This window comes from Arthrobacter sp. AL12 (assembly GCF_029960645.1).
Lineage (GTDB): Bacteria > Actinomycetota > Actinomycetes > Actinomycetales > Micrococcaceae > Arthrobacter.
The window spans coordinates 82,031-103,650 of record NZ_JASBQY010000013.1; the positions used below are offsets into that span (position 1 = coordinate 82,031).

Genomic DNA, 21,620 nt, shown 5'->3' on the forward strand with positions numbered 1-21,620 from the left:
GTGGCGTTTCCGGACACGGTCCGCGGCGGGCCCAACCCTTATGGGAGAGTGGAGGCATGGAATTGGCGTCACAGGAATCTCCCCGGCAGCAACCAGTCACCGGCAACAGGGCGTTTCGCCTGGCGCATTTGGTCTCTGACACCGTGAACAGTGGCCGCCTGAAGGCGGCCCGGCGCTGGGACTTCGTCCCGACGACCGTTGCGTATCAAGGCTACGGTTCAACCACCTGGGTCCGGGTCCTGGGCCGGGTAGTACTGACCAGCAAGCCCCATCCCGGCAGCCGGGTTGAGCAGGCAGCGCAGAACGGCAACCAGAACATCCGCGGCTGGCGGGCGTTCACGTCCGTGCCAATCCAGTACTCCGAGGTGGAGATCGAGATCGGCGGGGTGACCGCCCGGGTGCATGCGGACCGTGGCGGGCTGGTGGACACCGTCGTGCAGGTGGAGCTCACCCCGGGCTGGCACACCGCGGTGCTGCGGGCCGAAGGGACCAAGCCGGCTTCGGCAAAGATTTTCATCATTGCCCCCGACACCAAGCTCGGGATCGTGTCCGACATCGATGACACGATCATGGTCACGGCGCTCCCCCGGCCGTTCCTTGCGCTCTGGAATACCTTCGTGCTCAACGAGCGCGCCCGGATGGCGACGCCCGGGATGGCCGTGCTGTTGGACCGGATCAAGGTGGAACACCCCGAAGCCCCGGTTATTTACCTGTCCACCGGGCCGTGGAACGCCGCCCCGACCCTGGCGCGCTTCATCACCCGGAACATGTATCCCTCCGGCGCCCTGCTGCTCACCGACTGGGGCCTCACCAATGACCGCTGGTTCCGCAGCGGTCAGGAGCACAAGCGCCGCAACCTGGAACTGCTCGCCGAGGAGTTCCCGAACATGCGCTGGTTGCTCTTCGGGGACAACGGCCAGCACGACGAAGCGATCTACTCAGACTTCGCCCAGCAGCACGGCGACCGGGTGGCCGCCATCGGCATCCGGCAGCTCTCCGCCAGCGAAGCCGTCCTGGCCGGCGGGCACTCGGAGAACCGTGACCACACAGGCTCCGATGTTCCGTGGATCTACTCCCCGGACGGCGCAGGCATGGCAAAAAGCTTGCAGGAGCTGGAGATTCTTTAGGCGCCGGCGGGTCCGGGCCGGGATCCCCAACTGGACCTGCCCCCGGACCCCTTCCCGACTGGGACCACATCTGGGCCGGGCACCCCTGGCCCGCCACAGACACGGACCAGGAATTCCCGACTACGAACCCGGACCTGCAGGCATGGGGTTGGCGGTGTCGGACGTGACCGGCAGGGCACCGTCGTCGGGGGTCTCCGGGACGGCGTCCCGGTGCCGGGCTGCGAGCACCTCCTGCAGCCAGTAAAACGAGGCCTTCCTGGTGCGCTCCTGGTTCTTGCGGTCCACGTGGAGCAGCCCGAATTGCTGCTTGTAGCCGCCCGACCATTCGAAATTGTCCATCAGTGACCACACGTAGTACCCGCGAAGCTCGACCGACTCCGCTGCGCCGCCGGGCAACGTCGCTTCGATGGCGGTGGCAATATGGTCCGCCAGATAGCGCACTCGGCGTTCGTCCGGGATGATCAGCCCTCCGTCCGGGTTCCGGATCTCGAGGTCTTCGAAACTCGCCCCACCCTCGGTGATGTAGACGGGGGGAAGGTTCGGGTAGCGCTCCGCCATTTCCGCGAGCGCGACGGCCATGTACTCCGGTTTGATGGGCCAGCCATAGGCTGTGGTCTCGGTGTCGGGGAACGCGACAATGTGGAACGGGGAGCCGGGCGCGGTGCCGCTCAGGTCATCGCCCATAGCCTCGGCCATCCCCTTGGGCACCGCGCCGTCACCCGGTCCGGACGCCACACGCGTTGGCATGTAGTAGTTGAGCCCGTAGAAGTCCAGCGGCTGCGAGATCAGCTTCATGTCTTCGCTGGACGGGCTGAAGGCGGAGAAGAAAGTGGCGGCCCGGATGGCGTCGGGGTACTTGCCGAGCAGGACGGGATCCGCGTAGAGCCGGTTCTGCGCCATGTCCATGAGACCGGCACTGAGCTTGTCCAGGGGGTTGATCGAGGCGGGAACCATCGGCGAATAGACATTCGTGATCCCGATGTCGCCGGGCACATTGGCGGCTCGGAGCGCCTGCAGCGACAAACCGTGACCCAGCAGTTGGTTGTGGACGCTGGGCAGGGCCTTCAGCATAAGCGCTTCGCCCGGCGCGTGCATACCCAGCATGTAGCCGTTGGTGCTGACCGTGGCGGGTTCGTTGACCGTCACCCAGCGGGTCACCCGGTCTCCATACGCGGCGGCCGCGATCGCGGCGAACTCCCCCAGCCGGTAGGCCGTGTCCCGGTTCATCCAGCCGCCGGCCTCATCCAGTTCCAGGGGCGTGTCCCAGTGGTACAGCGTGGCCATCGGTGCGATCCCGTTGGCCAGCAGCAGGTCGATCAACCGGTCATAGAAGTCGAGGCCCGCGGGATTGACCGGCCCGCTGCCGCCGGGCTGGATGCGTGACCAGGACAGTGAGAACCGGTAGGAGTCGACCCCGAGTTCTTTCATCAGGGCCACGTCTTCGGGCATCCGGTGGTAGTGGTCGCATGCAATTGCTGGGCTGTGGTCCCCGACAATCGCACCGGGCCGGGCGGCGAAGTGGTCCCAGCCCGAGGGGCCGCGTCCGTCCTCATCCAGGGCGCCTTCGATCTGGAAGGCTGCAGTCGCCACGCCGAGGGTGAAACGCGGCGGCAGCAGGGCGGCCAAGTCCTTGGCTGATGCTTTCATCAGTGGATTCCCCTATGTAGTTTCGGGCAGTTCACTGATTTTAGGCCGCAGCGCATCCGCGCGCCACGACCGGCGCCCGCGTGCCCGGTCGGCCAGCTGTCCGGAATTACTCCCGAGGACCTCGGTGGGCCCCGGCCTCCGGCCCGAACAGGAATGTCTTGGCGTGCGCCACGGCCTTTTTGAACGCGTCGTTCCGCAGCGCCAGGAGCTGTTCGGTCTCATCCACGGAGGGCTCCAGATAACTCGTGTACCCGGCCGCAACACCCAGATATCGCCGCCCGGCAGCAGGTAGAAAACACCAAAGGAGCGTTGCTGGCTGTCATCGGCGGTCGAGATCGGAACCACCGCGAGCGCGGCCCCGGTGTCGATGTTGATCCACTGGGCCCGCGGCAGCGGCGCTTCGTGGGCTTCCGGGTCAAGGAACGGGGCTGTGCCCTTGCCCCAACGCGCTTCGAAGCGTTCGTGGAACACCGGCATCAGATGCGAATCGTAGCGGCGCCATGCGCTCATGGCCGCCCTCCTTCTCTTGCGGCTCTTGGCTGCGTTGCTGCGTCCCGGTCACAGCGGACCCGCTCCCACCGCACGGGGGTAACCCGCAGGACCGGGCGCTCCTGCCGGTAGTGACGGACCGGAATCTCCTGCCCTCCAGGGGGCGTGCGGCCGGGAGATGGAGATGGCGTCGCCGCCGCAGGGTCGTACTCCGCCCTGGATCGGGGGTCCCGAAGGACCGCAAAGGACTCGAGGATGCGCCGCGCGTCGTCCCCGTCGTTGTTCACGGCACCGTTCACGGCACCGTTTCCGGCACCGGCGGCCGCTTCGACGTCGGGATGGCGGAGGCGCATCAGCGCCCGGAAGGCGTGCTGGATCTCAGCCACCGTCCCATCCGGCGTCACGTGCAAGGCAGCGTAGTAGCCACGGGGGTCGCGATTCATCGATTCACCGCCCTCTGCACGGACCGGGGCGGGGACCAGAGGGCGCCGGCCGCGGCCGGCGCCCTCTGGTCCCCGCGCTCATCGACGGCCCGACGGTGCGCGTCGGCCGCCGGGGCTACTTCCCCGTCTCCTGCATCTTGTCCTGTGTGTGCGTGATTTCAATATTCCGCGGCTTGGCCTGCTCCAGCACCGGAATGCGGAGCGTCAGGACGGCGTCGGCGTAGGTGGGTCAGCCGGTCCAGCTCACGGAACGGGTCCGTACGCATCAACATCATTTCCCACTCCTTCATGCCAGGGTTGTGTCTTCTTGATGTATCCAGCCAGCCTGACTATCTGTAGTGGTGGATATAGATTTCGTGTAGCACCGGTGCGACACTGATGCAAGAGGAAACGTTTTGGCCCGCCGGAACCGGCGGATGCAGACTGCAAAGGAGCACCGTGACGGAACGTGGACAGGAGCCGGGCGTCTACGCGATCTCCGTGGTGGCCCGCCTGGTCGGGACCGGGCAGCAGAACATCAGGCTCTATGAGCGGAAAGGCCTGCTGACACCGGACCGCACCGCCGGCGGAACACGGCAGTACAGCAACGAGGATTTGGCGGTGCTGCGGCGGATCAGCGAACTACTTGAGGAGGGGCTGAACCTGGCCGGGGTCGCCAAGGTGCTGGAGCTGGAAGCGGTCAACGCCCGGCTGCAGGGAGAGCTGAACCGCCTCCGCCCGCGCCGGAGCTAGGAATTGCGGGGCAAGGAACTACGGCGCCTGGACTTACGCAGCCAGGAGTTTACGCCTGGGTCTTCCTCCCCGAATTCCGGCCCAGCGGCGAGGCGGTGGGATTCCTCGAGGAGTTCTGCCAGTTCCTCGGTACCGATCCGGTCCAGAGCACGCCTTCTTCCCAGATCCGGGCCATGAGCGTGGCCGCGAACCAGGCCGGATTGCCCCAGCTGGGCCGTTCAACGACGCCCGGCAGGGCCAGGGCCGCGCGGCGGACATCAGCTTCGGTAGCCATGGCCCCACTGTGGCACCGGCGCCGGGGTGGGACAAAAGGCAGCCAAAGCGGCTTTAGGTCTGGCTGGTGTCGGCCCTGGACAGCGTTCCGGTGATCTGCTCACCGCGGATGCGTGCGGTCCGCCAGGTGTCCAGCGCGATCACACCGCCCAGGACCACGAACGAGATGGACAGCGACGCCAGCGCGTCGGTCAGCCAGTGGTAGCCCAGGTAGAGCCGGCTCGCCGCGGCGAAGAAGATCCCGACGCCGGCCAGCACGAAACCTGCAACGGCGGCCCAGCGGTTGTCCCGGCGGGAGAAAACCAGGAACGCACTGACCAGCAGGAAGTCGCAGGCGCCCAGGACGTGGCCGGACGGGAAGGAAAAGGTGAAGTCCGCGCCGAAGAGCATAAGGTCCACAGGCGGGCGCTGGCGCCCGATCGCGCGCCCGATGATCTGGGCAAGGATCACGCCGGTGAGCATGGCGGCGGCCAGGAGCATTGGCCGCCAGGCGTGCTTGGCCAGCAGGCCCCAGGCCACCGTCACCACGAGGACGATGATCGGCAGGGCCACGGGGCCGAATATGATCGCGAGGATGATCATGCTCGTGGTGAGTGGTTCGGAGCGGAGGGTCAGGAGCCAGGAACGGACCGGTTCGTCGCCCGCCGTGAGGCCGTTCTGCTGGAGGACCCCGGCAAGGATGGAGAAGAACAGCACGGTGCCAAGTATCACGAGGCCGACGGCGATCCGGTACAGGTTTTTTCGGTCCCGCTCGCTCATGTAGCGTTCCTCCACCACGAACTTGTCGTGGAAGACCCGCCACCGGCCGGGCGATTTCCCGGTTGTTTCCTCTGCCATTCCCGTATCCGCCTCTGCGCCGTTTGTGGTTATTGCCTTCGTGAAGAATATCCCGATTCCGTTCCCGCCGGGGCTGGTGCGGCCCGGCCGCCCCGCGTCGCGCGCCCCGGTAGCCTGATGCCATGGGCGTCATGAATGAACTGATCAACCCGAGTGTGGTCCGCTCGCTGGAGCGGATCCTCGCCGCGGCCGCACCGGGCCGAGAGTTGACTCTGCTCGCTGCCACGGCCGGGGAACTCGACGACCTGAGCCTGCGGGAACGCACGGAACTTCTGAGCCGCGCCCTGCTGGCTGACCTGCCCGGAACCTACTCCGGCACCGCAGCCATTTTCCGCCGGGCGCTGGATGATCCGGACTTCACCGGCTGGATGATCTGGCCCGTGACCGAGACGGCGGCCGCCCTCGCCCTGGTCCGGAAAACCGACGATTTCGAGGACTGCCTGGCGCTCCTCGCTGAGCTGACGCCGCGGCTCACGGCGGAATTCGCGATCCGGCGGCTTCTCGCGGCCGACCTGGACCGGTCACTGGCCGTCGTCCGGGGCTGGACCTCCCACCCGGACTGGCAGGTCCGCCGGCTCGCCAGCGAGGGCACCCGGGCCTACCTGCCGTGGGCGATCCGCGTTCCGGAGATCACGGGCCGGCCCACTGCGACCCTGCCGGTCCTCGATGCCCTGTACCGGGACCCGGTCGAAGCTGTCCGGCGCTCGGTGGCCAACCACCTCAACGATCTGGCCCGGCATGCCCCCGACGAGGTGGTCGCCACGGCGGCCAGATGGCTGGCCGCGCCGGACGAGAACACGCCCAGGGTGGTCCGGCACGGGCTGCGGACCCTGCTCAAGAAGGCCCACCCCGGCGCCCTGGAGCTGCTGGGGTTCCCGCCGGCGTCGCTCGCGGTAACGCCGGCGCGGCTGGACCGCACCGTCGTCGAGCTTCCCGGAGAGCTCGCCTTTCACTTCGAGGTGTCCAATATCGGGCCGGCGGAGGCCCGGCTCGCCGTCGACTATGTGGTGCATTATGCCAAGGCGAACGGCACCCGCGCGGAGAAGGTTTTCAAGCTGGGAACGACTGTCCTCGGTCCGGGCGAGTCCGCGAGATTCTCGAAGCGCCATGCTTTCCGCCAAATGACGACGCGGCGCCATTATCCGGGGGCTCATCTACTGGAACTGCAGGTCAACGGCGTGCGGTACGCGCCGACCGAATTCCTGGTCCGGACCGACACGGTTGAGGGCCGGCTCGGTGATTTGACGGGCCGATAAATATGACGTTATTGTCGCTTCAATCATTGGGGCCGACGAGTAACTCCAAGAAGGAACTAAGCCATGACCACAGCAACCGAGTGCATTGAGATCCAGGCCGACAGCCGTCAGGTCCTTGACGAACGGCTCGACGACGCCGTCCGCGGGCTTCAGCAGATCGCCATGGAAACCGGGACGCAGGGCATCCTGCTCACCCGGCACAAGGCCGGCCACTACACGGCGGCGCTGTCCGACCAGGTGCCCTTCGGCATGACCCGGGAACTCATTAACTGAACCTGGCGGAGCCACGGTGCCTGACGTGGGCGCCTGCCTGCAGGGCACAAAGACAGGTCCCGGGCTGCGGAGCATCGACTCCCGCCCGGGACTTTTTTGTGTCTGAACTGTTGCCTGGACGTACCTTTCAGGCAGGGACCGTCAGGCCGGGACCGTCACCAGTCGTGGACCGTTCCGTCGACGAGGCGGTTGTAGGGCAGGTAGGCCTGCTGGTAGGGGTAGCTGTTGGCGGCTTCCTCGTTGAATTCGACGCCGATGCCGGGCGCCTCGCCCGGGTGCAGGTAGCCGTCGACGAACGTCATGGACTGCTCGAAGACGGTTTTCGTCGCGTCTGAATGCGGCATGTATTCCTGGATCCCGTAGTTGTGGATCGCCAGGCCCACGTGCAGCTGCGCGGCGAACCCGATCGGGGAAATGTCCGTGGGTCCGTGGAAGCCGGACTTGATCTGGTACTGCGCGGCGTAGTCCATCACCTTCTTAAGCGGCGAAATCCCGCCGAAGTGCGTCGACGCGGCCCGAACATAGTCGATTGTCTAGCGGCCGCCGGTGATCTTCCGGCTCCGCTGCTCCTGGGCCATCGGCCCGTACGGGTAGACCCCGACGCGCGGCCGGCTCACCTCGCTGAGCCGCAGCAGCTCCCCCTCGGTCAGCAGGAGGTCGGCGGCCGCGAGATTGTCGGCGAGCTGTGCCGTGCTGCGGGCACCCAGGATCACGGAGGTCACGGCCGGCTGTGCCGCCAGCCAGGCCAGGGCCACCTGGGCGGCGCTGGCCTCGTGCCGCCCGGCGATTTCATGCACCGCCTCCACGATCTCCCAGGTCCGCGGGTCCGCGTTCCTGGCCTTCCACGCCTCCATGCCGCGCTCCGGGTTTTCGCCCAGCCGGGTGGCTCCGGCGGGCTGCCGGTCCCTTTTGTATTTCCCGGAGAGCCAGCCCCCGCCCAGCGGCGACCAGGGCAGCAGCCCGATCCCGGCGTCGAGCGAGGCCGGAACGATCTCGGACTCGATCTCGCGGACCAGCAGGCTGTACTGCGGCTGCAGCGTCACGGGTCCGTTCCAGCCGTGGGCACGGGCCACGTGGACGGCCTTCGTCAGCTGCCAGCCCAGGAAATTCGAGAAGCCGTAGTAAGCGATTTTGCCGCTGCAGACGGCGTCGTGCAGGAACCGCAGGGATTCCTCCAGCGGCGTGATCGGATCCCAGGCGTGGAGCTGGTACAGGTCGATCTGCTCCACGCCGAGGCGGCGCAGCGAGTCATCCAGCGCGCGGTTCAGGTGCCGGCGGGAGGTGCCGACGTCGTTCGGGGCCTTGCCGGTCGGGAAGCGGCCCTTGGTGGCGAGCACCACGCGGTCCCGGACCTCCGGGCGCGCGGCGAGCCAGCGGCCGATAATCTCCTCCGAGACCCCTGCGGCGTAGACATCGGCGGTGTCGATGAAGTTGCCGCCCGCGGCGAGGTAGTCATCCAGGAGGGCGTGGGACTGTTCCTCGGTGGCTTCGGCGCCGAAGGTCATGGTGCCCAGCGCGTAGCTGGAGACGACGGCGCCGCTGGTGCCCAGGGTGCGGTAGCGCATGGGACTCCTCTTCAGTCTTCGGTGGGAGTGGTGCGCAGCGGGTGGTAGTTCCGCCAGCTGTGCTCGGGCGCGTAGCCCAGCAGCCGCTTGGCCTTGTCGATCGAAAGCAGGGTTTCGTGCTCGCCGAGGTCCTTGACCACAGGCGCGTTGGGAAACACCTCCGCGGCGAGGCTGGCGCTGGAGCGGCTCATCACCGTGTCCGCGTTGGCGATGATGAACGCCTCGAACCCCGGCGTGCCGTGCTCGAGGGCGCGGGCGACCGCCTGCGCGCCGTCCCGGCCGTCAATGTAGCCCCAGAGGTTCCACTTGCGCAGCCTGGCGTCGGTGTCGAAGCCGGGGAACGCCTCGTAGTCCTCCGGGTCCATCACGTTGGAGAAGCGCAGGCCTATGATGCTCAGCTCCGGATCCCAGCGGGTGAGCTGGACCGCCATCTGTTCCTCCAGGTGCTTCACCAGGGAGTAGGTGCTTTCCGGCCGGGCCGGGTACTCCTCGTCGACCGGGATGTAGGGCGGGTCGACGTCGAACGGCAGTCCCAGTACCGTCTCACTGGATGCGTAGACAATCTTCTTGATCCCGGCGCGGCGGGCCGCCTGGAACACGTTGTAGGTGGCCTGCATGTTGTTCTCGAAGGTTGCAGCATCCGGGGCGTGGCCTGGTGCCGGGATCGCGGCCAGGTGCACCAGCGCGTCGAACCCCGAGTGCCGGTCCTCCAGGCCCAGGAGCACGTCCACCACCTGGCCGTAGTCGCGCAGGTCCACCTCGGTAAACCCGTGCCCGCGAGTGCCGGTGCGGTCCAGGTTGGTGACCTCGTGCCCGTCCTCGCCCAGCCGCCGGACGACGCTCCGGCCGAGCTTTCCGCTTCCTCCGGTAACAGCAACTCTCATCAGTACTCCTCGCATCATGTGGTGTGTGGCGTGTGTCCCACCCTAGAGGGGGCCGGGGCCGGTGCACACCCCTGGCCGGCCCGCCCGCGGAACCGGAGCCCCGAGGCAGGGTTCCCGCTCGGCTCCGAGTCCAGTTGCGGGCGCCCCCGCGTGACTTTTGGCCCTAGGCGCGGCCGGGGTGACAGGTCAGGCTGGGGCCATGAACGCTGATCAAAGGATAGTCGTGGGCGTGGACGGTTCGGATTTCTCGACGAAGGCGCTCCGGCTTGCCGGGCGCATGGCGCGCAGCCTGGATGCTCCGCTGGAAGTCGTCACCTGCCTGGGCACCTCGGACCTCTTCCTGGCCTCGCACCTGCCCGAAGAGAGCTCCCCCACCACCACCCAACTGGAGGAGACGGCGAAACGGTTCGTCGACGAATCCCTGGAGCGGGCCTTCGGCGGCGACGTCCCGGCAGCCCTGACCCGGACCGTGCAGTTCGGCCCGCCGGCCAAGGTCCTGGTCGAGGCGAGCCGGGATGCCCAGCTCCTGGTGGTCGGCCGGCGCGGCCGCGGCGGCTTCCTCGCCCAGATCATGGGATCGGTCAGCGGGGCCTGCGCGGCCCATGCCCATTGCCCGGTCCTGGTGGTCGGCGACGACGAGGAAAAACGCCAGGCTGCGGAATGAACCGCAGCCGGTGGCCGGCGCGGGCCCTCTGGACCCTCACCGGTGTGCTGACCCTCCCCGCCGCGGTGACGGGGCTGCTGATCCCGGAGATCTACCGGGGCGTCGTGGCAGCGGAACTCCTGCCCGGCGCGGTGTCCCAGGACCTGATGTCCGCCGTCGCCGGCGTTGCCCTGCCGGTCCTGGCCTTCGCCGACCGGCGGGGGTCTTCGAAGGTGCAGGTCGTGGCGCTGGGAATCCTGGGCTACCTGTTTTACGCGTACGGCATCTACTCCATCGAGCGGACGTACAACGGCTTCTACCTTGTCTACCTGGCCGTCTTTGCCCTGTCCTTCTGGGGGATGGTCTACACGGCCCTGGAGCTCCGGGCGGACGGGCCGAGGCGGGCGCGGTTGCAAAGGGGCATCCGGTTGCTGTCCGCCTCGGGCGCACTCCTGCAGCCGCTTATCTTTTATCCGCTGTGGATCGCCATGCTGCTTCCGCTGATGCGGACCGGCGATCAGATCGATTCGCTCTATTCCGTCTTCGTCCTTGACCTGTGCTTCATCATGCCGGCGTTCCTCATCCTCGCCGTCCTGACGTTCCGCGGCCGCTGGCCCGGGCTGGTGTTCATGCCCTCGCTCGATCTGCTCGGCTTCACGCTGATCCTTTCCCTGGCGCTGGGGGAATTGTTCAAGCCGCTCTTCAACGTCCCGGTCTCCGCGTCGTCCCTGTGGTCCTCGGTACTGCTCTCGGCCTTGTTCCTGCTGGTGGGCGGGCTGCACCTCTGGAAGCTGGATTTGAATCCCGGCGGCGGCGCGGCGCGGCGCACCCGGACTCCCCTGACCCAAACGGCGGATGCCGCCGACGCCGTTCCCGGTCCGGGCGCGGGTCGAGGAAGGGGCGCGGGCTCCGGTCCGGGCGCCGACGCCGTTCCGGGCGCGGGTCCGGGACCCGGTCCGGGGAGGTAGGAGCTCATGGCACAGTTGCAGGCCGCGGACCAGGTCCGGCACGCGGAGCGAACCGGACGGCCGGGAAGAATCGTGGGCGGCTTCTTCCTCTTCACCGGCGGGATCCAGCAAACACTGGAAGGAAGCCGCATCCGATGAGCCGGACCCCTGCCTCCCTCCTGCTCCGTGGACCGCTGGCTGCCCTGGCGGCGGCAGCGGTTGCCGCCGGCTACGTCCTCGCCGTCCGTCCCCGGATGCTGCACTGGGGTGCGAGCGCCCAGGAGACCGCCGCCCCGCTTCCGGGCGACGAGCTCGTGCGGACCCCCCGGATGCAGAGCACACGGGCCGTCACCATCAACGCGCCGCCCGCGAGCGTCTGGCCCTGGCTGGTCCAGCTGGGGGCCGGACGCGGCGGGCTGTACGGCTACGACCTGCGGGGGAACGCCGCGGGCCCCGGCCTGCACAGCGCAGACCGGATCCTTCCCGAATTCCAGCAGCTCGACGTCGGTGATGCCGTCCCGCTGGTATTCAGGAGGGGGCGGGACGTGGGGATTCCCGTCCGGCGCGTGGAGGACGGATCGGTGCTGGGTCTCGGCGGCACGATGGATCCGCGCACCGGACAGATCAAACCCTCCGGCGGTGCTCCCGCCGGGCCGCGGGTGGAGCTCGGCTGGACGTTTGTGCTGCAGCCAGTGAACGGGGACGGCACGCGGCTTCTGTCCCGGACACGCTACGATTATTCCCCGCTGCCCGTGGGCCTGATCCTCCGGCCAGTGCTGGAACCACTGCAGTTCATGCTGGAACGGCACATGCTCCTGGGCATCAAGTCCCGGGCAGAAGGCCTTCGCCGGTAGCCGGGCGCGAGCTGGTCGCCCCGCGGGGCCTTCATGACCTTGTGCCCTACGCCGGCTGCCGACTCGGGAATAGCCTGAAAGCTCAAGGGCGGTGCGCGTCCGCCCGCCGGGTTCCGGGAGGCAAACCGTGAAATCAGCCAATACCAGCATCATCGCCGGCATTGCACTAATGGCGGCCGGAGTCCTGTTGCTGCTGGATCTGCTCGGGATCCTGGACAGCGCGGCCATCGTGTGGCCGTTGATTTTCGCTGCGGCAGGGACCGCGTTCGTGGTCCTGTTCGTCCGCAGCCGGGACAACTGGTGGGCCGCCATCCCCGGCTCGGTGTTCCTGGGGCTGGCGGCGGTTGTCCTGGCCACCCAGCTCTGGGCGGGGCCGGCCGCCTATTGGGCCGGTGCCCTCCTGTTCCTGTTCATGGGCGCAGGCTTCGGTGCGGTGTATGTGCGCGAACGCTCCAACTGGTGGGCACTGATCCCCTGCGGGGTGATGCTGACGCTGGCACTGGTGGTGGCCCTCCCTCCGACCTGGCAGGGCATGCCGGTTGCCGCCGTGCTGTTCCTGGGCCTGGCTGCCACGTTCGTGGTGCTTGCCCTGGTTCCCGTTATGCCCGAACCCCGCCCCGGCCAGCCTGCCGCCCGCCCCGGCCAGCCTGCCGCCGTCGCCGGCAAGCAAGGGGATGCGGAACCGGCCAGGATGAAGTGGCCCCTGATTCCGGCCGCGGTCCTGGCCATGCTGGGGCTGATTTTCGCCGTGCAGGCTACGACATTACTCACCGCGAGCGAGTACTTCGTCCCGGTGCTCCTGGTCCTCGCCGGCGTGGCGCTGCTGGTCTACGCCTACCGCCACCGCACCGGCGGCCAGCACAAGGTGCACGGGGCCTGACGGATCAGCTGTCCCCGGCCAGCTCGGCCATGGCCGCCCGCAGGCGTGTGCCGGCGTCGTCCGCCACGTCGCGGACCGCGGGGTTCCCGCTGAGCTGCACCATGGTTTGCGGGTCGATGGCCTGGACCGTCGTCGCAGTGGCGTCCGTTCCGCGGCGCACCACCACATTGCAGGGCAGGAGCGCCCCCATTTCCGGTTCGGCGGCGAGCGCCCGGCTCGCGAGCATCGGATTGCAGGCACCGAGGATGACATAGTCCCCCAGGGCGTCCGCGGCGTCCTCGCCGAGTTTGGCGGCAAAGGTCGCGCGCACATCGATTTCCGAGAGGATCCCGAACCCCTGGGCGGCTAGCGCGGCACGCGTCTTTTCGACGGCGTCCTCCCAGCTCAGCGGGACAACGGCCGTGTAGGTGTAGGTCATGCAGTTGCTCCTGGAGTGGTGTTGGCCGGCAAAAGGTAGTCGACAAACCAGTCCCTGGCGAGGATGGCTGCCGCGGCCAGCGTACCGGGTTCCTCGAAGAGATGCGTGGCGCCCTGGACGACGGCCAGCTGGTTGGGGCAGCGCATCATGGACTTCGCCTTGCGGTTCAGCTCCAGCACCTCGTGGTCGTAGCTGCCCACGATGAGGAGGGTTGGCGCCCGGACGGCGGACAGCCGAGGGCCGGCCAGGTCCGGGCGGCCGCCGCGGGAGACGACGGCGTCGATCCTGGCGGTTGGTTCGGAGGCGGCCCAGAGCGCGGCGCCGGCACCGGTGCTGGCGCCGAAATAGCCGGCGGTGCAGGCGGCCGTGTCCTGGCGGGTGGCGAGCCAGTCGGTGGCCGCGGACAGCCGGCGGGCCAGCAGTTCGATGTCGAAGACGTTGGCCCGGTTCTGTTCCTCCGCCGGGGTCAGCAGGTCCAGCAGCAGAGTGCCGAGCCCTGCCTGCTGGAGGACTCCGGCCACGTACCGGTTCCGCGGGCTGTGCCGGCTGCTGCCGCTGCCGTGCGCGAACAGGACCACGCCGCGGGCCGGGACCGGCAGGTGCAGCTGGCCCTGGAGCCGTACTCCGCGCGACGGGATTTCGACTTCCGCATCGAACACCGTCGCATCCTGCACGCTGGCCGCGGCGGGCTTCCGGGACTCGGGCTGCGAGTTCTGCAGGCGCTTGGTCGCGGCATCGAGCAGCTGCACAACCTCTTCGTCTTCGGTGGGCGAGAAATCGCGGTAGTGGTAACCGACCGCGGAGAACTGGTGCGGGGTGGCGAGGCAGACCACCTCGTCAGGCTCGGCCAGGCTCCTGAGGGTGTCGGCGGGGGCGACCGGGACGGCCAGGATGACCCTCGCGGCACCGAGCTTCCGCGCGGTCCGGCACGCGACCCGGGCGGTGGATCCGGTGGCGATCCCGTCGTCGACAATAATGGCGATGCGCCCGGTGAGGTCCTGCCGGGTCCGGCCATTCCGGAACCGGGCCACACGGCTCTCCAGAACGGCGCGTTCGTGGTCCTCGACGGCCTGCAACTCTGCGTCGCTGACCCGGGCATGGGCGAGCACGTGTTCTTCAAGCACGCGGGCGCCGCCCTCCCCGATCGCTCCCATGGCAAGCTCCGGCTGGTAGGGAAGGCCCAGCTTCCGCACCACGATCACGTCCAGCGGCGCGTCGAGGGCTGCGGCGACTTCGAAGGCCACGGGGACGCCGCCGCGGGGCAGACCCAGGACCACGATGTCCTGGCCGCGGAATTCTGCGAGCCGCCTTCCCAGCTGCCGGCCGGCGTCGACCCTGTCTTCGAAAATGGTCATCGGTATGGCTTTCCAATCGGGACATCGGCCGTGACCTCATCCAGGCGTGCGCTTTGCAGGCCCGGAAATTGACCAGTTGGCCGCTCTCTCCCACTATCTGTCAGGAGGTCCCGGGACGTGAGGGCCTTTGTGCCCGGATTGGCCGGCGCCCCCGCCCGGGGCCGCGGCGGCGGAGCATATGGCCCGTTGTCGCGGTGCTGAACCGCGCGGCCCGGCGCGCGATGTGGTGGGTCCGGACGCGCCGCCGGACCCCCGCAGGCCTGGGCAGGACGGGCTGCTGCGCGGCGCGGGAGTAGAACCAGAGTTTGGCCACTTCGACCATCACCAGGTACACCGCGGCCATCCCGAGCAGGGCCAGGAAGAACGGGACGGGCAGCGGATCGAAGCCAAGCACCCCGGCCAGCGGCGAGAGCGGAAGGTACACCCCGAGGGCCACGACGCCCAGCGAAGCTCCGACCAGGCCCACCGACGGCCGGCTGCGGAAGAAGGGCACCCGCCGGGTCCGGATGACGAAGATGATCAGCGTCTGGGTCACGATGGACTCGATGAACCAGCCGGCCCGGAATTCGCCGGGGACGGCGTCGAAGACAAACAGCATCAGGGCGAACGTGGCGAAATCGAAGAGGGAGCTGATCGGGCCGAAAAGGAACATGAAGCGCCGGATGAAACCGATGTCCCAGTGCGAGGGCGCCAGCAGTTGTTCCTTGTCCACCCGGTCCCCCGGGATGGCGAGCTGGCCGGCGTCGTAAAGCAGGTTGTTCAGCAGGATCTGCCCCGGCAGCATCGGCAGGAAGCTCAGCGCCACCGAGGCCGTGGCCGCGCTGAACATGTTGCCGAAGTTGCTGGAGGTCCCCATCAGAACGTACTTGATGGTGTTGGCGAAGATCCGCCGGCCCTCCATCACGCCTTCGGCCAGGACGCCGAGGTCCTTGTCCAACAGCACGACGTCGGCCGCGTCCTTGGCGACGTCGGTGGCGCTGTCGACGGAGATGCCGATGTCCGCGGCGTGCAGGGCGAGGGCGTCGTTGACGCCGTCGCCCATGAAGCCGACGGACCCTCCGCTCTGCCGCAGCAGCCTGATGATCCGGGCTTTCTGTTCGGGCGAGACCCGGGCGAAAATGCTGGCCTCCCGCGCCGCGGCGGCCAGTTCCGGATCGGACATCGCCTCGACCGCGGCGCCGGTCAGTGTTCCGCCGGAGAGGACTCCGAGCTCGTCGCAGACCTTTTCGGCCACCCTGGCGTTGTCCCCGGTGGCGATCTTGACGGTGATGCCGAGTTCCTCGAGCCGGTCCAGGGAGGCTCGTGCGGTGGCCTTGGGCCGGTCCAGGAAGATCAGGAAACCGGCGAGGACCAGCTCTTTTTCGTCGGCGGGCCCGATCGCGGTCAGGCCCGGGGCGGCCCGGGTGGCGACGGCAACCACCCGGGATCCGGCGTCGAACTGTTCGTCCAGCATTGCCTGCACGCTGGCCGGGGTGTCGGCGCAGAGCGCCAGGACGTCTTCCGGTGACCCCTTGGTGAGAATCCGGGCCGGGGCGCCTGCTTCCCGGACCAGCACGCTGGTCCGGCGCCGCAGATGATCGAAGTCGATGACGTCGAGTCGCTCGTACCGGACGGGCCGGAAGGCCGCGGCGCCGGCGGAAGCCCACAGTGCGGCGTCCAGGGGGTTCAGGCCCACCGGGGAGCTTTGGGATTCCACGTAGTCGGCCTCGGTGGCCAGCAGCCCCAGGGTGAGCAGCTCCCCGGCGGAGATGCCGGGGGCAGCGGGCAGGGCGGCGGTGAAGCTGATCCGGCCCTCCGTCAGCGTCCCGGTTTTGTCGGTCACCAATACGTCCATGTCGCCGAGGTCCTCGATGCAGACCAGACGTTTGACGAGGACTTTGCGTTTGGCCAGCTGCCGGGTTCCGGTGGCCAGGCTCGTGCTGACGATGGCGGGCAGCAGTTGCGGCGTGATCCCGACGGCGATCGCGAGGGAGAACAGCAGCGATTCAATCACCGGCCGCTGCAGCAGCAGGTTGGCGATGAAGATCAGGGACGTGAGGCCGATGGCCACCTGGAGCAGGAGGTAGGAGAAGCGTTGCAGGCCCAGCTGGAATTCGGTCTGGGGCTGGCGCTCGCCGAGGCCGAGGGCAATCCGGCCGAATTCGGCTCGGCCGCCGGTGGAGACCACCACCCCGGTGCAGCTGCCGGCCTGGATCACGGTTCCCATGAACAGGCACGACGTCAGGTCCCCCAGCGCCGCGGCGCCGGGCACGGGGGCGGGGTCCTTGCTGACCGGCATCGATTCACCCGTAAGGATGCTTTCGTCGCAGAGCAGGTCCTTCGCCGTCAGCAGCCGCATATCGGCGGGGATGATCGCGCCGATAGCCAGGTGCACGACGTCGCCGGGCACCAGGACGGTGACGTCGGCTTCCTGGGGCGTTCCGTCGCGGACCACAACGGCGCGGTGGGTGACGCGGGAGTGCAGCGCCTCAGCGGCGCGTTCGGCACGGAACTCGTTGCTGAACCCCAGACCGACGCTGACCACCAGGATGACGCCGATCACGATCGCGTTAGTGGCATCGCCGAGGAAGAGCGAAAGCCCGGCGGTGACAAGCAGCAGGATCAGGATAGGGCTGCGTAGTTGCCGCCCCAGGACCGATAATGCGCTGGCCTTGTGGGTGCGGAGCGCATTGGGTCCCAGCTCGGCGAGGCGCCGGGCGGCCTCGCCGCTGCCCAGGCCCCCCGCGCCGGAGCCAAGCCGGGCGGCGACCTCTTCGGCTGGCCGGTGGGCAGCGTCGGAGATCGCTAACGGCAGGGAGTGAGGTTCCCGGACATCGAGCGGACGCATTTCGATGTCTAGGCCCCCCGCCGGATTTCCCGGAGCGGCAAATCGACGGCGACGGCGGGCCGGGAGCCGCCGTCGGAATCCAGCACCTTCGCTTCGGTGATGAGGGCGAGCTCGGACGTGGCTTTGAGGGCACGGACAAGGTGCTCGGGGGGAACGCCGTCGACAACGTGGGGCGACGCCCCGGCCGCGGGTTGTGGCCGGCGAGGAGTCATGCTGAACCCTTGAAAGGTCAGTCCGGGATCCGGACATTGATTCGTTCACTGTCAGAGTAGCCGTCGAGGGGCGGCGGGGCGACTATTGGCGCGGAGGGGCAGCTGCTACGTCCAGGATGGTGCGGATCGTGTCCTCGTGGGCCAGGATCCGGAAGTGGCCGGCGGTCTCGAGCTGGATGTTCCGGGCGCCGGGGAGCATGCTCCCCTCAGGGATATGCGGGTCAAAGCGCCCGTACACCGAGGTGATGCGCTCATTGACGCGTTCTTCACGGGAGAGCTGCATGGTCACGGCGTTCCGTGGCGAGAAGGCGCGCAGGCTCGGCAGCAGCATGAACGAGGCATAGCGTGAGCCGGAGAAGGGTGAGCAGACCGCCACCATGCCGGCGATCCGGCGATCCGGATCCAGCTGCATCATCACGAATTTGCCGATCAGTCCGCCTTTGCTGTGGGCCACGATCACCGCGTCCGAGAGGTCACGGTCCCGGATGTATCCGGCAATCAGGTCCGCAGCTTTGGGCACCGCAAGCCGGTTCCGGTGCAGCAGGGTCAGCACGTGCACCGGATGGCCGGCCTCATGAAGCCGCTGAACCAGCGGCAGCATAAAGCGCCAATCCTCGTAAACCCCGGGAATCACCACCACGGGCCGTCCGGTCCCGCCGAGGAAATCCTCCGGCCTGGTCCGCGCCACAGCGCTGAGGACCTGCCGGCCGGCGGCATAAAGGTAGTCCTGGGCCCACCAGCGGGCGGCCTGCAGGACCCGGCTCATGCCGGGCGCCCCTGGGAAGCCTCTCCGGCGGTCCGGCGGAGCCCGGCGAAGTCCAGGATGGCGCCCGCCACTTCCCCGGAGCGGTTGTGCTGCACCACGTGTCCGGTGCCCTCGATTTCGAGCAGGTGCCCCTGGGACGCGTGCGCGGCCAGCCGGCGGCACCAGTCAGCGGAGGCGACGGGATCGTCGGCGCCCCGCACCACAAGGACCGGGGCAGACACCCCGGTGACCTTCTGCTCCGTGGGGTAGCCCATCATGACGCGCAGGGTCTTCAGGTACCAGGCGGGCCCGCAGCGTAAATAGTCCGTGAAGACGAGGGCGTTCGAGGACAAACTCTCGAAGAACACGCTGTCCCGGCCCAGCGCCAGGGCCTGCTGCACCACGGTGCGGCGCTTCGCATCGACTACCGGTCCCATCAGGACAAGCTGGGAAATCCGGCCAGGCTGCTGCAACGCCGCTTCGATCGCGAACTGGGTGCCCATCGAGTGCCCGACCAGAACGAACTCCAGGACCCCCAGCTGTTCCAGGGCGCCGAGGATATAGGTGGCGTGGTCGGCGACCGTGAGGGTGTGTTCCGGGCGTGGCGTGGCGCCGAAGCCGGGCAGGTCGATCGAGTAGGTGTCAACGGATTCCGCCAGCAGGCCGTGGAGCCGGCTGAAATAGCGGTGCGAGACGCCGATTCCGTGGATCAGCACGACGGCGGGACCCGCCTCCCCGGCGGCGGCGCCGGCGGGTCGTGTGGAGACGAACACGTGGCCCAGCTGGCCTGCGGCCTCGATCTCGATGCGGTCGGGCCTGCTCATGGTGGGCTCATTTCTGTTCGGCGCTTTAGCTCAGCGCCACTCGTCAGCGTCTAGTAAGCATACTGACAGAACCCGCCGGTCAGTCACTCCTCTTGTCGCGCTCGCTGAACTCCTCATCAAGGTCGTAGTGCCTGAATTCGGTCTCCGGGTTCGGTTCGCCGTCCGCCACGTATTCGTGGTCCAGCTGGCGCTGGACCTGGCTGTCGAGAACCTGCAGATCCTTGTCCTCCACCTCGGAAAGGTCCTCCGGGAATTCATCCTCCGGCGTGAGGTGCAACTTCTCGGTCATGTCAATGCCTCTCTGGGCAGGGGAAAGTGGACTCGAATTTCTGCGTCCCGGCCGCCTTCAGAATAGCTGTGGTCAACTAAGAGTGGAATACGCCGGCCGGGCCGCGGTGTAATTTGGGCAGTCAGGGCCCGCAACCCGGCCCAGTCAATCTGACCGGAGTAGCCGGAGCGGGGAGGACCCGATGGGCAGCGAACGCAAGGACCCCGAGGACATCGTCAAGGACGGCGTCGGGGAGGGAAGCGAGCCGGGTGTAGCGCCTGTGGCCCGCGAGGAGGGCCAGGAGGGGAGCCCGGCGGGGTCAGGTTCCACCGAGGCCCAGGCAACAGTCGGGGCGACGGACGACAACAAGGCCACAGGCCCGGCGCAGGAACATGACGAGCAGTCCGCCGACGGCCGCGGGCTCACGACGGATTCCAGCCCGGACTAGGACCCTGGCTACCCCCTGGGCCGCCCGGCCCAGCAGCCGGCGGGCCTCAGTGCGCAGTCGGGCCCGGCTACGCGGGGCCGACGTTGACGAGCCAGTCGGTCCCGAACCGGTCCGTGCACATGCCGAAGACGTCTCCCCAGGGTGCTTTCTCCATAGGGACGGTCACCTGTCCGCCGTCGGCGAGCTTGTCGAAGTAGCCGCGCAGTTCGGCCTCATCGGAGCCGCTGAGCGACACCGAAACGCTGCTGCCGGGTTTGTAGTCCATGCCGTTGGGTGTGTCCGCACCCATCAGCACCATCCCGTTGGCCGTGCTCAGCATGGCGTGCATAATCTTGTCCTGCTCGGCAGGATCTTCGCTGGCGTGGTATTCGCCGAAGGTGCTCATGTTCAGTTCCCCGCCGAATACCGACTGGTAGAAGGTCATGGCTTCCTTCGCGTTGTCGCGGAAACTCAGGTACGGGTTGAGCGTGGTCATATCCGGGACTCCTTGCGGATGGGGTGCCGGCCAGGGTGCCGTGTGGCGCACGCTGGCCGTGCACGTTACAGGGCATATCCTGCCCCAGATCAGCCCACCAGGGTAGGTGTCGCCGCCCGTCCCTTTTTCAGTGGCGGCGCCGCTCAGGCCGTCTGGCCGGCGTGCTCGCCCTCCTCGATTTCCTCCAGCAGCTTGTCGTTGAAGGCGGGAAGGTCGTGCGGGTTCCGGCTGGTCACGAGACCCTGGTCGACCACGACCTCCTGGTCGCTCCAGTTGGCGCCGGCGTTCTTCAGATCGGTCTGGAGCGTGTGGTAGGAGGTGACATGCCGGCCGCTGATGACGCCGGCGTCGATGAGCAGCCAGGGGCCGTGGCAGATCGAGGCCACCGGCTTGTGCTGCTCAAAGAAGGCCCGGGTGAAGGCCTGGGCGCCCTTGTCGGCCCGGAGGTGGTCCGCGTTGACGACCCCGCCGGGGATCACCAGCGCGTGGAAATCGGAGGCGTTCGCCTCGGCCACGGTGAGGTCGATGTCGAACTGCTGCCCCTTCTCGGTGCCGTTGTAGCCCTGGAGCTTACCTCCCGTGGGGGCCACCAGCGTGGGCTCTCCGCCGGCCTCCTTCACCGCGTTCCAGGGGCTGGTCAGTTCCACCTGCTCCACGCCGTCCGTGAGCAGGAAGGCGACCTTCTTACCGGAAATATTGTGCTCTGACATGGGTCCTCCTCTGGTGCCCGGGGAGGTTCACGCAGCCGGTGGACCGGCCGGGACCCTCCGCGCGGAGAGATTGATGGCTTACAGGTCCCACTTTAGGAAGCGACAAACTGATAAGCAAGCTGATTATGTTGGGGCCGTCTCCGGTCAACAGTCCTCTGGCCAGTGCGTCACCGCCTCGCTACTCTGGCGGAAGGACTGCTACCCGAAAGAAGGCCGTCATGGACGAACGACACATCCTGGAACGCATTTCAGCGCTGGTGGAGGAAGAACAGGCGCTCCGCGAGAAGGCCCCGTCCTCCTCGCCGGACTACGAGCACAGCCCCGAGCACGCCCGGCTGAAGCGCATCGAGGAGGACCTGGACCAGTGCTGGGACCTCCTGCGGCAGCGCCGGGCCAAGCTGCAGTACGGCGAAAACCCCGACGAGGCGGAGCCCCGCCCCGTCAAGCAGGTGGAAAACTACGAGTCCTGAGCCCCAGGCGGGAATGCG

At 67.9% G+C, this 21,620-nt stretch carries 25 protein-coding genes and 2 pseudogenes; 11 read left to right on the top strand and 16 right to left on the bottom strand.

From position 1 onward, the window contains the following. Positions 1-56: 56 nt before the first annotated feature. On the top strand, positions 57-1,127 hold the full coding sequence (locus QK291_RS14130) for a phosphatase domain-containing protein (RefSeq protein ID WP_282382975.1): 1,071 nt from the start codon (positions 57-59) through the stop codon (positions 1,125-1,127). A gap of 120 nt (positions 1,128-1,247) precedes the next feature. On the opposite strand, the gene QK291_RS14135 is transcribed toward QK291_RS14130, so the two are convergent. Both QK291_RS14135 and QK291_RS14140 read right to left on the bottom strand, forming a co-directional pair. Further along, complete coding sequence (locus tag QK291_RS14135; protein WP_282382977.1) at positions 1,248-2,774, bottom strand: family 1 glycosylhydrolase; 1,527 nt, start codon at positions 2,772-2,774, stop codon at positions 1,248-1,250. Between the two features lie 106 nt (positions 2,775-2,880). Further along, a pseudogene (locus QK291_RS14140) lies at positions 2,881-3,284 on the bottom strand (hypothetical protein). A gap of 860 nt (positions 3,285-4,144) precedes the next feature. Here QK291_RS14140 and QK291_RS14145 point away from each other — a divergent pair. Further along, on the top strand, positions 4,145-4,438 hold the full coding sequence (locus QK291_RS14145) for a MerR family transcriptional regulator (protein WP_282382979.1): 294 nt from the start codon (positions 4,145-4,147) through the stop codon (positions 4,436-4,438). 49 nt (positions 4,439-4,487) lie between these two features. Here the strand turns inward: QK291_RS14145 and QK291_RS14150 are convergent, their stop codons facing one another. After that, positions 4,488-4,712 (bottom strand): hypothetical protein, encoded by a 225-nt coding sequence (locus QK291_RS14150; protein WP_282382981.1) that lies wholly within the window; start codon positions 4,710-4,712, stop codon positions 4,488-4,490. Between the two features lie 53 nt (positions 4,713-4,765). Next, positions 4,766-5,548 carry a phosphatase PAP2 family protein gene (locus tag QK291_RS14155; protein WP_282382983.1) on the bottom strand — a complete coding sequence of 261 codons (783 nt, stop codon included), beginning with the start codon at positions 5,546-5,548 and terminating at the stop codon, positions 4,766-4,768. Positions 5,549-5,670: 122 nt separating this feature from the next. Here QK291_RS14155 and QK291_RS14160 point away from each other — a divergent pair, with 122 nt between their 5' ends. Beyond that, on the top strand, positions 5,671-6,804 hold the full coding sequence (locus QK291_RS14160) for a DNA alkylation repair protein (protein WP_282382984.1): 1,134 nt from the start codon (positions 5,671-5,673) through the stop codon (positions 6,802-6,804). 63 nt (positions 6,805-6,867) lie between these two features. Next, the gene (locus QK291_RS14165; protein WP_282382986.1) at positions 6,868-7,077 is read left to right on the top strand and encodes a hypothetical protein; all 210 of its coding nucleotides are present in this window, start codon (positions 6,868-6,870) and stop codon (positions 7,075-7,077) included. Positions 7,078-7,232: 155 nt separating this feature from the next. On the opposite strand, the pseudogene QK291_RS14170 reads toward QK291_RS14165, so the two are convergent. The 3 genes and pseudogenes from QK291_RS14170 to QK291_RS14180 all read right to left on the bottom strand — a co-directional run. Then, positions 7,233-7,607 (bottom strand): annotated as a pseudogene (locus QK291_RS14170) (enolase C-terminal domain-like protein); the annotation flags it as partial. 3 nt (positions 7,608-7,610) lie between these two features. Continuing rightward, positions 7,611-8,642: an aldo/keto reductase gene (locus QK291_RS14175; RefSeq protein WP_282382989.1), complete on the bottom strand. Its 1,032-nt coding sequence runs from the start codon at positions 8,640-8,642 to the stop codon at positions 7,611-7,613. Between the two features lie 11 nt (positions 8,643-8,653). Next, a complete protein-coding gene (locus tag QK291_RS14180; protein ID WP_282382991.1) occupies positions 8,654-9,526 on the bottom strand; it encodes an NAD(P)-dependent oxidoreductase in 873 nt (290 codons plus the stop codon). 199 nt (positions 9,527-9,725) lie between these two features. Between QK291_RS14180 and QK291_RS14185 the strand changes: the two genes are divergently transcribed. The 5 genes from QK291_RS14185 (at position 9,726) to QK291_RS14205 (ending at position 12,850) form a co-directional block, all read left to right on the top strand. Continuing rightward, on the top strand, positions 9,726-10,190 hold the full coding sequence (locus QK291_RS14185) for a universal stress protein (RefSeq protein WP_282382994.1): 465 nt from the start codon (positions 9,726-9,728) through the stop codon (positions 10,188-10,190). Continuing rightward, complete coding sequence (locus tag QK291_RS14190; RefSeq protein WP_282382997.1) at positions 10,187-11,137, top strand: hypothetical protein; 951 nt, start codon at positions 10,187-10,189, stop codon at positions 11,135-11,137. Before QK291_RS14185 ends, QK291_RS14190 begins: the two co-directional genes overlap by 4 nt. Positions 11,138-11,143: 6 nt before the next feature. Beyond that, positions 11,144-11,275 carry a hypothetical protein gene (locus tag QK291_RS14195; RefSeq protein WP_282382999.1) on the top strand — a complete coding sequence of 44 codons (132 nt, stop codon included), beginning with the start codon at positions 11,144-11,146 and terminating at the stop codon, positions 11,273-11,275. Continuing rightward, positions 11,272-11,970, top strand: coding sequence for an SRPBCC family protein (locus QK291_RS14200; RefSeq protein ID WP_282383001.1), 699 nt, complete (start codon positions 11,272-11,274; stop codon positions 11,968-11,970). The genes QK291_RS14195 and QK291_RS14200 overlap by 4 nt, the downstream gene beginning before the upstream one ends. Before the next feature lie 127 nt (positions 11,971-12,097). Next, positions 12,098-12,850: a hypothetical protein gene (locus QK291_RS14205; RefSeq protein WP_282383004.1), complete on the top strand. Its 753-nt coding sequence runs from the start codon at positions 12,098-12,100 to the stop codon at positions 12,848-12,850. Positions 12,851-12,854: 4 nt separating this feature from the next. On the opposite strand, the gene QK291_RS14210 is transcribed toward QK291_RS14205, so the two are convergent. The 7 genes from QK291_RS14210 to QK291_RS14240 all read right to left on the bottom strand — a co-directional run bounded on the left by QK291_RS14210 (position 12,855) and on the right by QK291_RS14240 (position 19,520). Then, a complete protein-coding gene (locus QK291_RS14210) occupies positions 12,855-13,268 on the bottom strand; it encodes a DUF302 domain-containing protein (RefSeq protein ID WP_282383006.1) in 414 nt (137 codons plus the stop codon). Beyond that, a complete protein-coding gene (locus QK291_RS14215) occupies positions 13,265-14,623 on the bottom strand; it encodes a phosphoribosyltransferase (RefSeq protein ID WP_282383009.1) in 1,359 nt (452 codons plus the stop codon). Before QK291_RS14215 ends, QK291_RS14210 begins: the two co-directional genes overlap by 4 nt. Before the next feature lie 100 nt (positions 14,624-14,723). Continuing rightward, entirely contained in the window at positions 14,724-17,450 is a 2,727-nt protein-coding gene (mgtA, locus tag QK291_RS14220; protein WP_282383012.1) for a magnesium-translocating P-type ATPase, read from the bottom strand. An 8-nt stretch (positions 17,451-17,458) separates the two neighbouring features. Continuing rightward, on the bottom strand, positions 17,459-17,662 hold the full coding sequence (locus QK291_RS14225) for a hypothetical protein (protein ID WP_282383014.1): 204 nt from the start codon (positions 17,660-17,662) through the stop codon (positions 17,459-17,461). A gap of 82 nt (positions 17,663-17,744) precedes the next feature. Then, positions 17,745-18,428, bottom strand: coding sequence for an alpha/beta hydrolase (locus QK291_RS14230; protein WP_282383016.1), 684 nt, complete (start codon positions 18,426-18,428; stop codon positions 17,745-17,747). Beyond that, a complete protein-coding gene (locus QK291_RS14235; RefSeq protein WP_282383022.1) occupies positions 18,425-19,231 on the bottom strand; it encodes an alpha/beta hydrolase in 807 nt (268 codons plus the stop codon). The genes QK291_RS14230 and QK291_RS14235 overlap by 4 nt, the downstream gene beginning before the upstream one ends. A gap of 79 nt (positions 19,232-19,310) precedes the next feature. After that, positions 19,311-19,520, bottom strand: coding sequence for a hypothetical protein (locus tag QK291_RS14240; RefSeq protein ID WP_282383024.1), 210 nt, complete (start codon positions 19,518-19,520; stop codon positions 19,311-19,313). Positions 19,521-19,701: 181 nt separating this feature from the next. On the opposite strand from QK291_RS14240, the gene QK291_RS14245 reads away from it, so the two are divergent. Further along, positions 19,702-19,947, top strand: coding sequence for a hypothetical protein (locus tag QK291_RS14245; protein ID WP_282383026.1), 246 nt, complete (start codon positions 19,702-19,704; stop codon positions 19,945-19,947). 67 nt (positions 19,948-20,014) lie between these two features. On the opposite strand, the gene QK291_RS14250 is transcribed toward QK291_RS14245, so the two are convergent. Together QK291_RS14250 and QK291_RS14255 are read right to left on the bottom strand one after the other, a co-directional pair. Next, on the bottom strand, positions 20,015-20,422 hold the full coding sequence (locus tag QK291_RS14250; protein WP_282383027.1) for a VOC family protein: 408 nt from the start codon (positions 20,420-20,422) through the stop codon (positions 20,015-20,017). A gap of 143 nt (positions 20,423-20,565) precedes the next feature. Beyond that, on the bottom strand, positions 20,566-21,132 hold the full coding sequence (locus tag QK291_RS14255) for a type 1 glutamine amidotransferase domain-containing protein (protein WP_282383029.1): 567 nt from the start codon (positions 21,130-21,132) through the stop codon (positions 20,566-20,568). A 218-nt stretch (positions 21,133-21,350) separates the two neighbouring features. Between QK291_RS14255 and QK291_RS14260 the strand changes: the two genes are divergently transcribed. Next, the gene (locus QK291_RS14260) at positions 21,351-21,602 is read left to right on the top strand and encodes a DUF2630 family protein (RefSeq protein WP_282383031.1); all 252 of its coding nucleotides are present in this window, start codon (positions 21,351-21,353) and stop codon (positions 21,600-21,602) included. The last annotated feature ends 18 nt before the right edge of the window (positions 21,603-21,620 follow it).

Bases quoted from the DNA above. Each gene is read 5' to 3' on its own strand.
- QK291_RS14150 (WP_282382981.1), bottom strand. From the start codon at position 4,712: ATGGCTACCGAAGCTGATGTCCGCCGCGCGGCCCTGGCCCTGCCGGGC.
- QK291_RS14175 (WP_282382989.1), bottom strand. From the start codon at position 8,642: ATGCGCTACCGCACCCTGGGCACCAGCGGCGCCGTCGTCTCCAGCTAC.
- QK291_RS14130 (WP_282382975.1), top strand. From the start codon at position 57: ATGGAATTGGCGTCACAGGAATCTCCCCGGCAGCAACCAGTCACCGGC.
- QK291_RS14230 (WP_282383016.1), bottom strand. From the start codon at position 18,428: ATGAGCCGGGTCCTGCAGGCCGCCCGCTGGTGGGCCCAGGACTACCTT.
- QK291_RS14195 (WP_282382999.1), top strand. From the start codon at position 11,144: ATGGCACAGTTGCAGGCCGCGGACCAGGTCCGGCACGCGGAGCGAACC.
- QK291_RS14250 (WP_282383027.1), bottom strand. From the start codon at position 20,422: ATGACCACGCTCAACCCGTACCTGAGTTTCCGCGACAACGCGAAGGAA.
- QK291_RS14260 (WP_282383031.1), top strand. From the start codon at position 21,351: ATGGACGAACGACACATCCTGGAACGCATTTCAGCGCTGGTGGAGGAA.
- QK291_RS14180 (WP_282382991.1), bottom strand. From the start codon at position 9,526: ATGAGAGTTGCTGTTACCGGAGGAAGCGGAAAGCTCGGCCGGAGCGTC.
- QK291_RS14155 (WP_282382983.1), bottom strand. From the start codon at position 5,548: ATGGCAGAGGAAACAACCGGGAAATCGCCCGGCCGGTGGCGGGTCTTC.
- QK291_RS14135 (WP_282382977.1), bottom strand. From the start codon at position 2,774: ATGAAAGCATCAGCCAAGGACTTGGCCGCCCTGCTGCCGCCGCGTTTC.
- QK291_RS14215 (WP_282383009.1), bottom strand. From the start codon at position 14,623: ATGACCATTTTCGAAGACAGGGTCGACGCCGGCCGGCAGCTGGGAAGG.
- QK291_RS14210 (WP_282383006.1), bottom strand. From the start codon at position 13,268: ATGACCTACACCTACACGGCCGTTGTCCCGCTGAGCTGGGAGGACGCC.
- QK291_RS14190 (WP_282382997.1), top strand. From the start codon at position 10,187: ATGAACCGCAGCCGGTGGCCGGCGCGGGCCCTCTGGACCCTCACCGGT.
- QK291_RS14240 (WP_282383024.1), bottom strand. From the start codon at position 19,520: ATGACCGAGAAGTTGCACCTCACGCCGGAGGATGAATTCCCGGAGGAC.
- QK291_RS14225 (WP_282383014.1), bottom strand. From the start codon at position 17,662: ATGACTCCTCGCCGGCCACAACCCGCGGCCGGGGCGTCGCCCCACGTT.
- QK291_RS14185 (WP_282382994.1), top strand. From the start codon at position 9,726: ATGAACGCTGATCAAAGGATAGTCGTGGGCGTGGACGGTTCGGATTTC.
- QK291_RS14200 (WP_282383001.1), top strand. From the start codon at position 11,272: ATGAGCCGGACCCCTGCCTCCCTCCTGCTCCGTGGACCGCTGGCTGCC.
- mgtA (WP_282383012.1), bottom strand. From the start codon at position 17,450: ATGCGTCCGCTCGATGTCCGGGAACCTCACTCCCTGCCGTTAGCGATC.
- QK291_RS14245 (WP_282383026.1), top strand. From the start codon at position 19,702: ATGGGCAGCGAACGCAAGGACCCCGAGGACATCGTCAAGGACGGCGTC.
- QK291_RS14235 (WP_282383022.1), bottom strand. From the start codon at position 19,231: ATGAGCAGGCCCGACCGCATCGAGATCGAGGCCGCAGGCCAGCTGGGC.
- QK291_RS14165 (WP_282382986.1), top strand. From the start codon at position 6,868: ATGACCACAGCAACCGAGTGCATTGAGATCCAGGCCGACAGCCGTCAG.
- QK291_RS14160 (WP_282382984.1), top strand. From the start codon at position 5,671: ATGGGCGTCATGAATGAACTGATCAACCCGAGTGTGGTCCGCTCGCTG.
- QK291_RS14255 (WP_282383029.1), bottom strand. From the start codon at position 21,132: ATGTCAGAGCACAATATTTCCGGTAAGAAGGTCGCCTTCCTGCTCACG.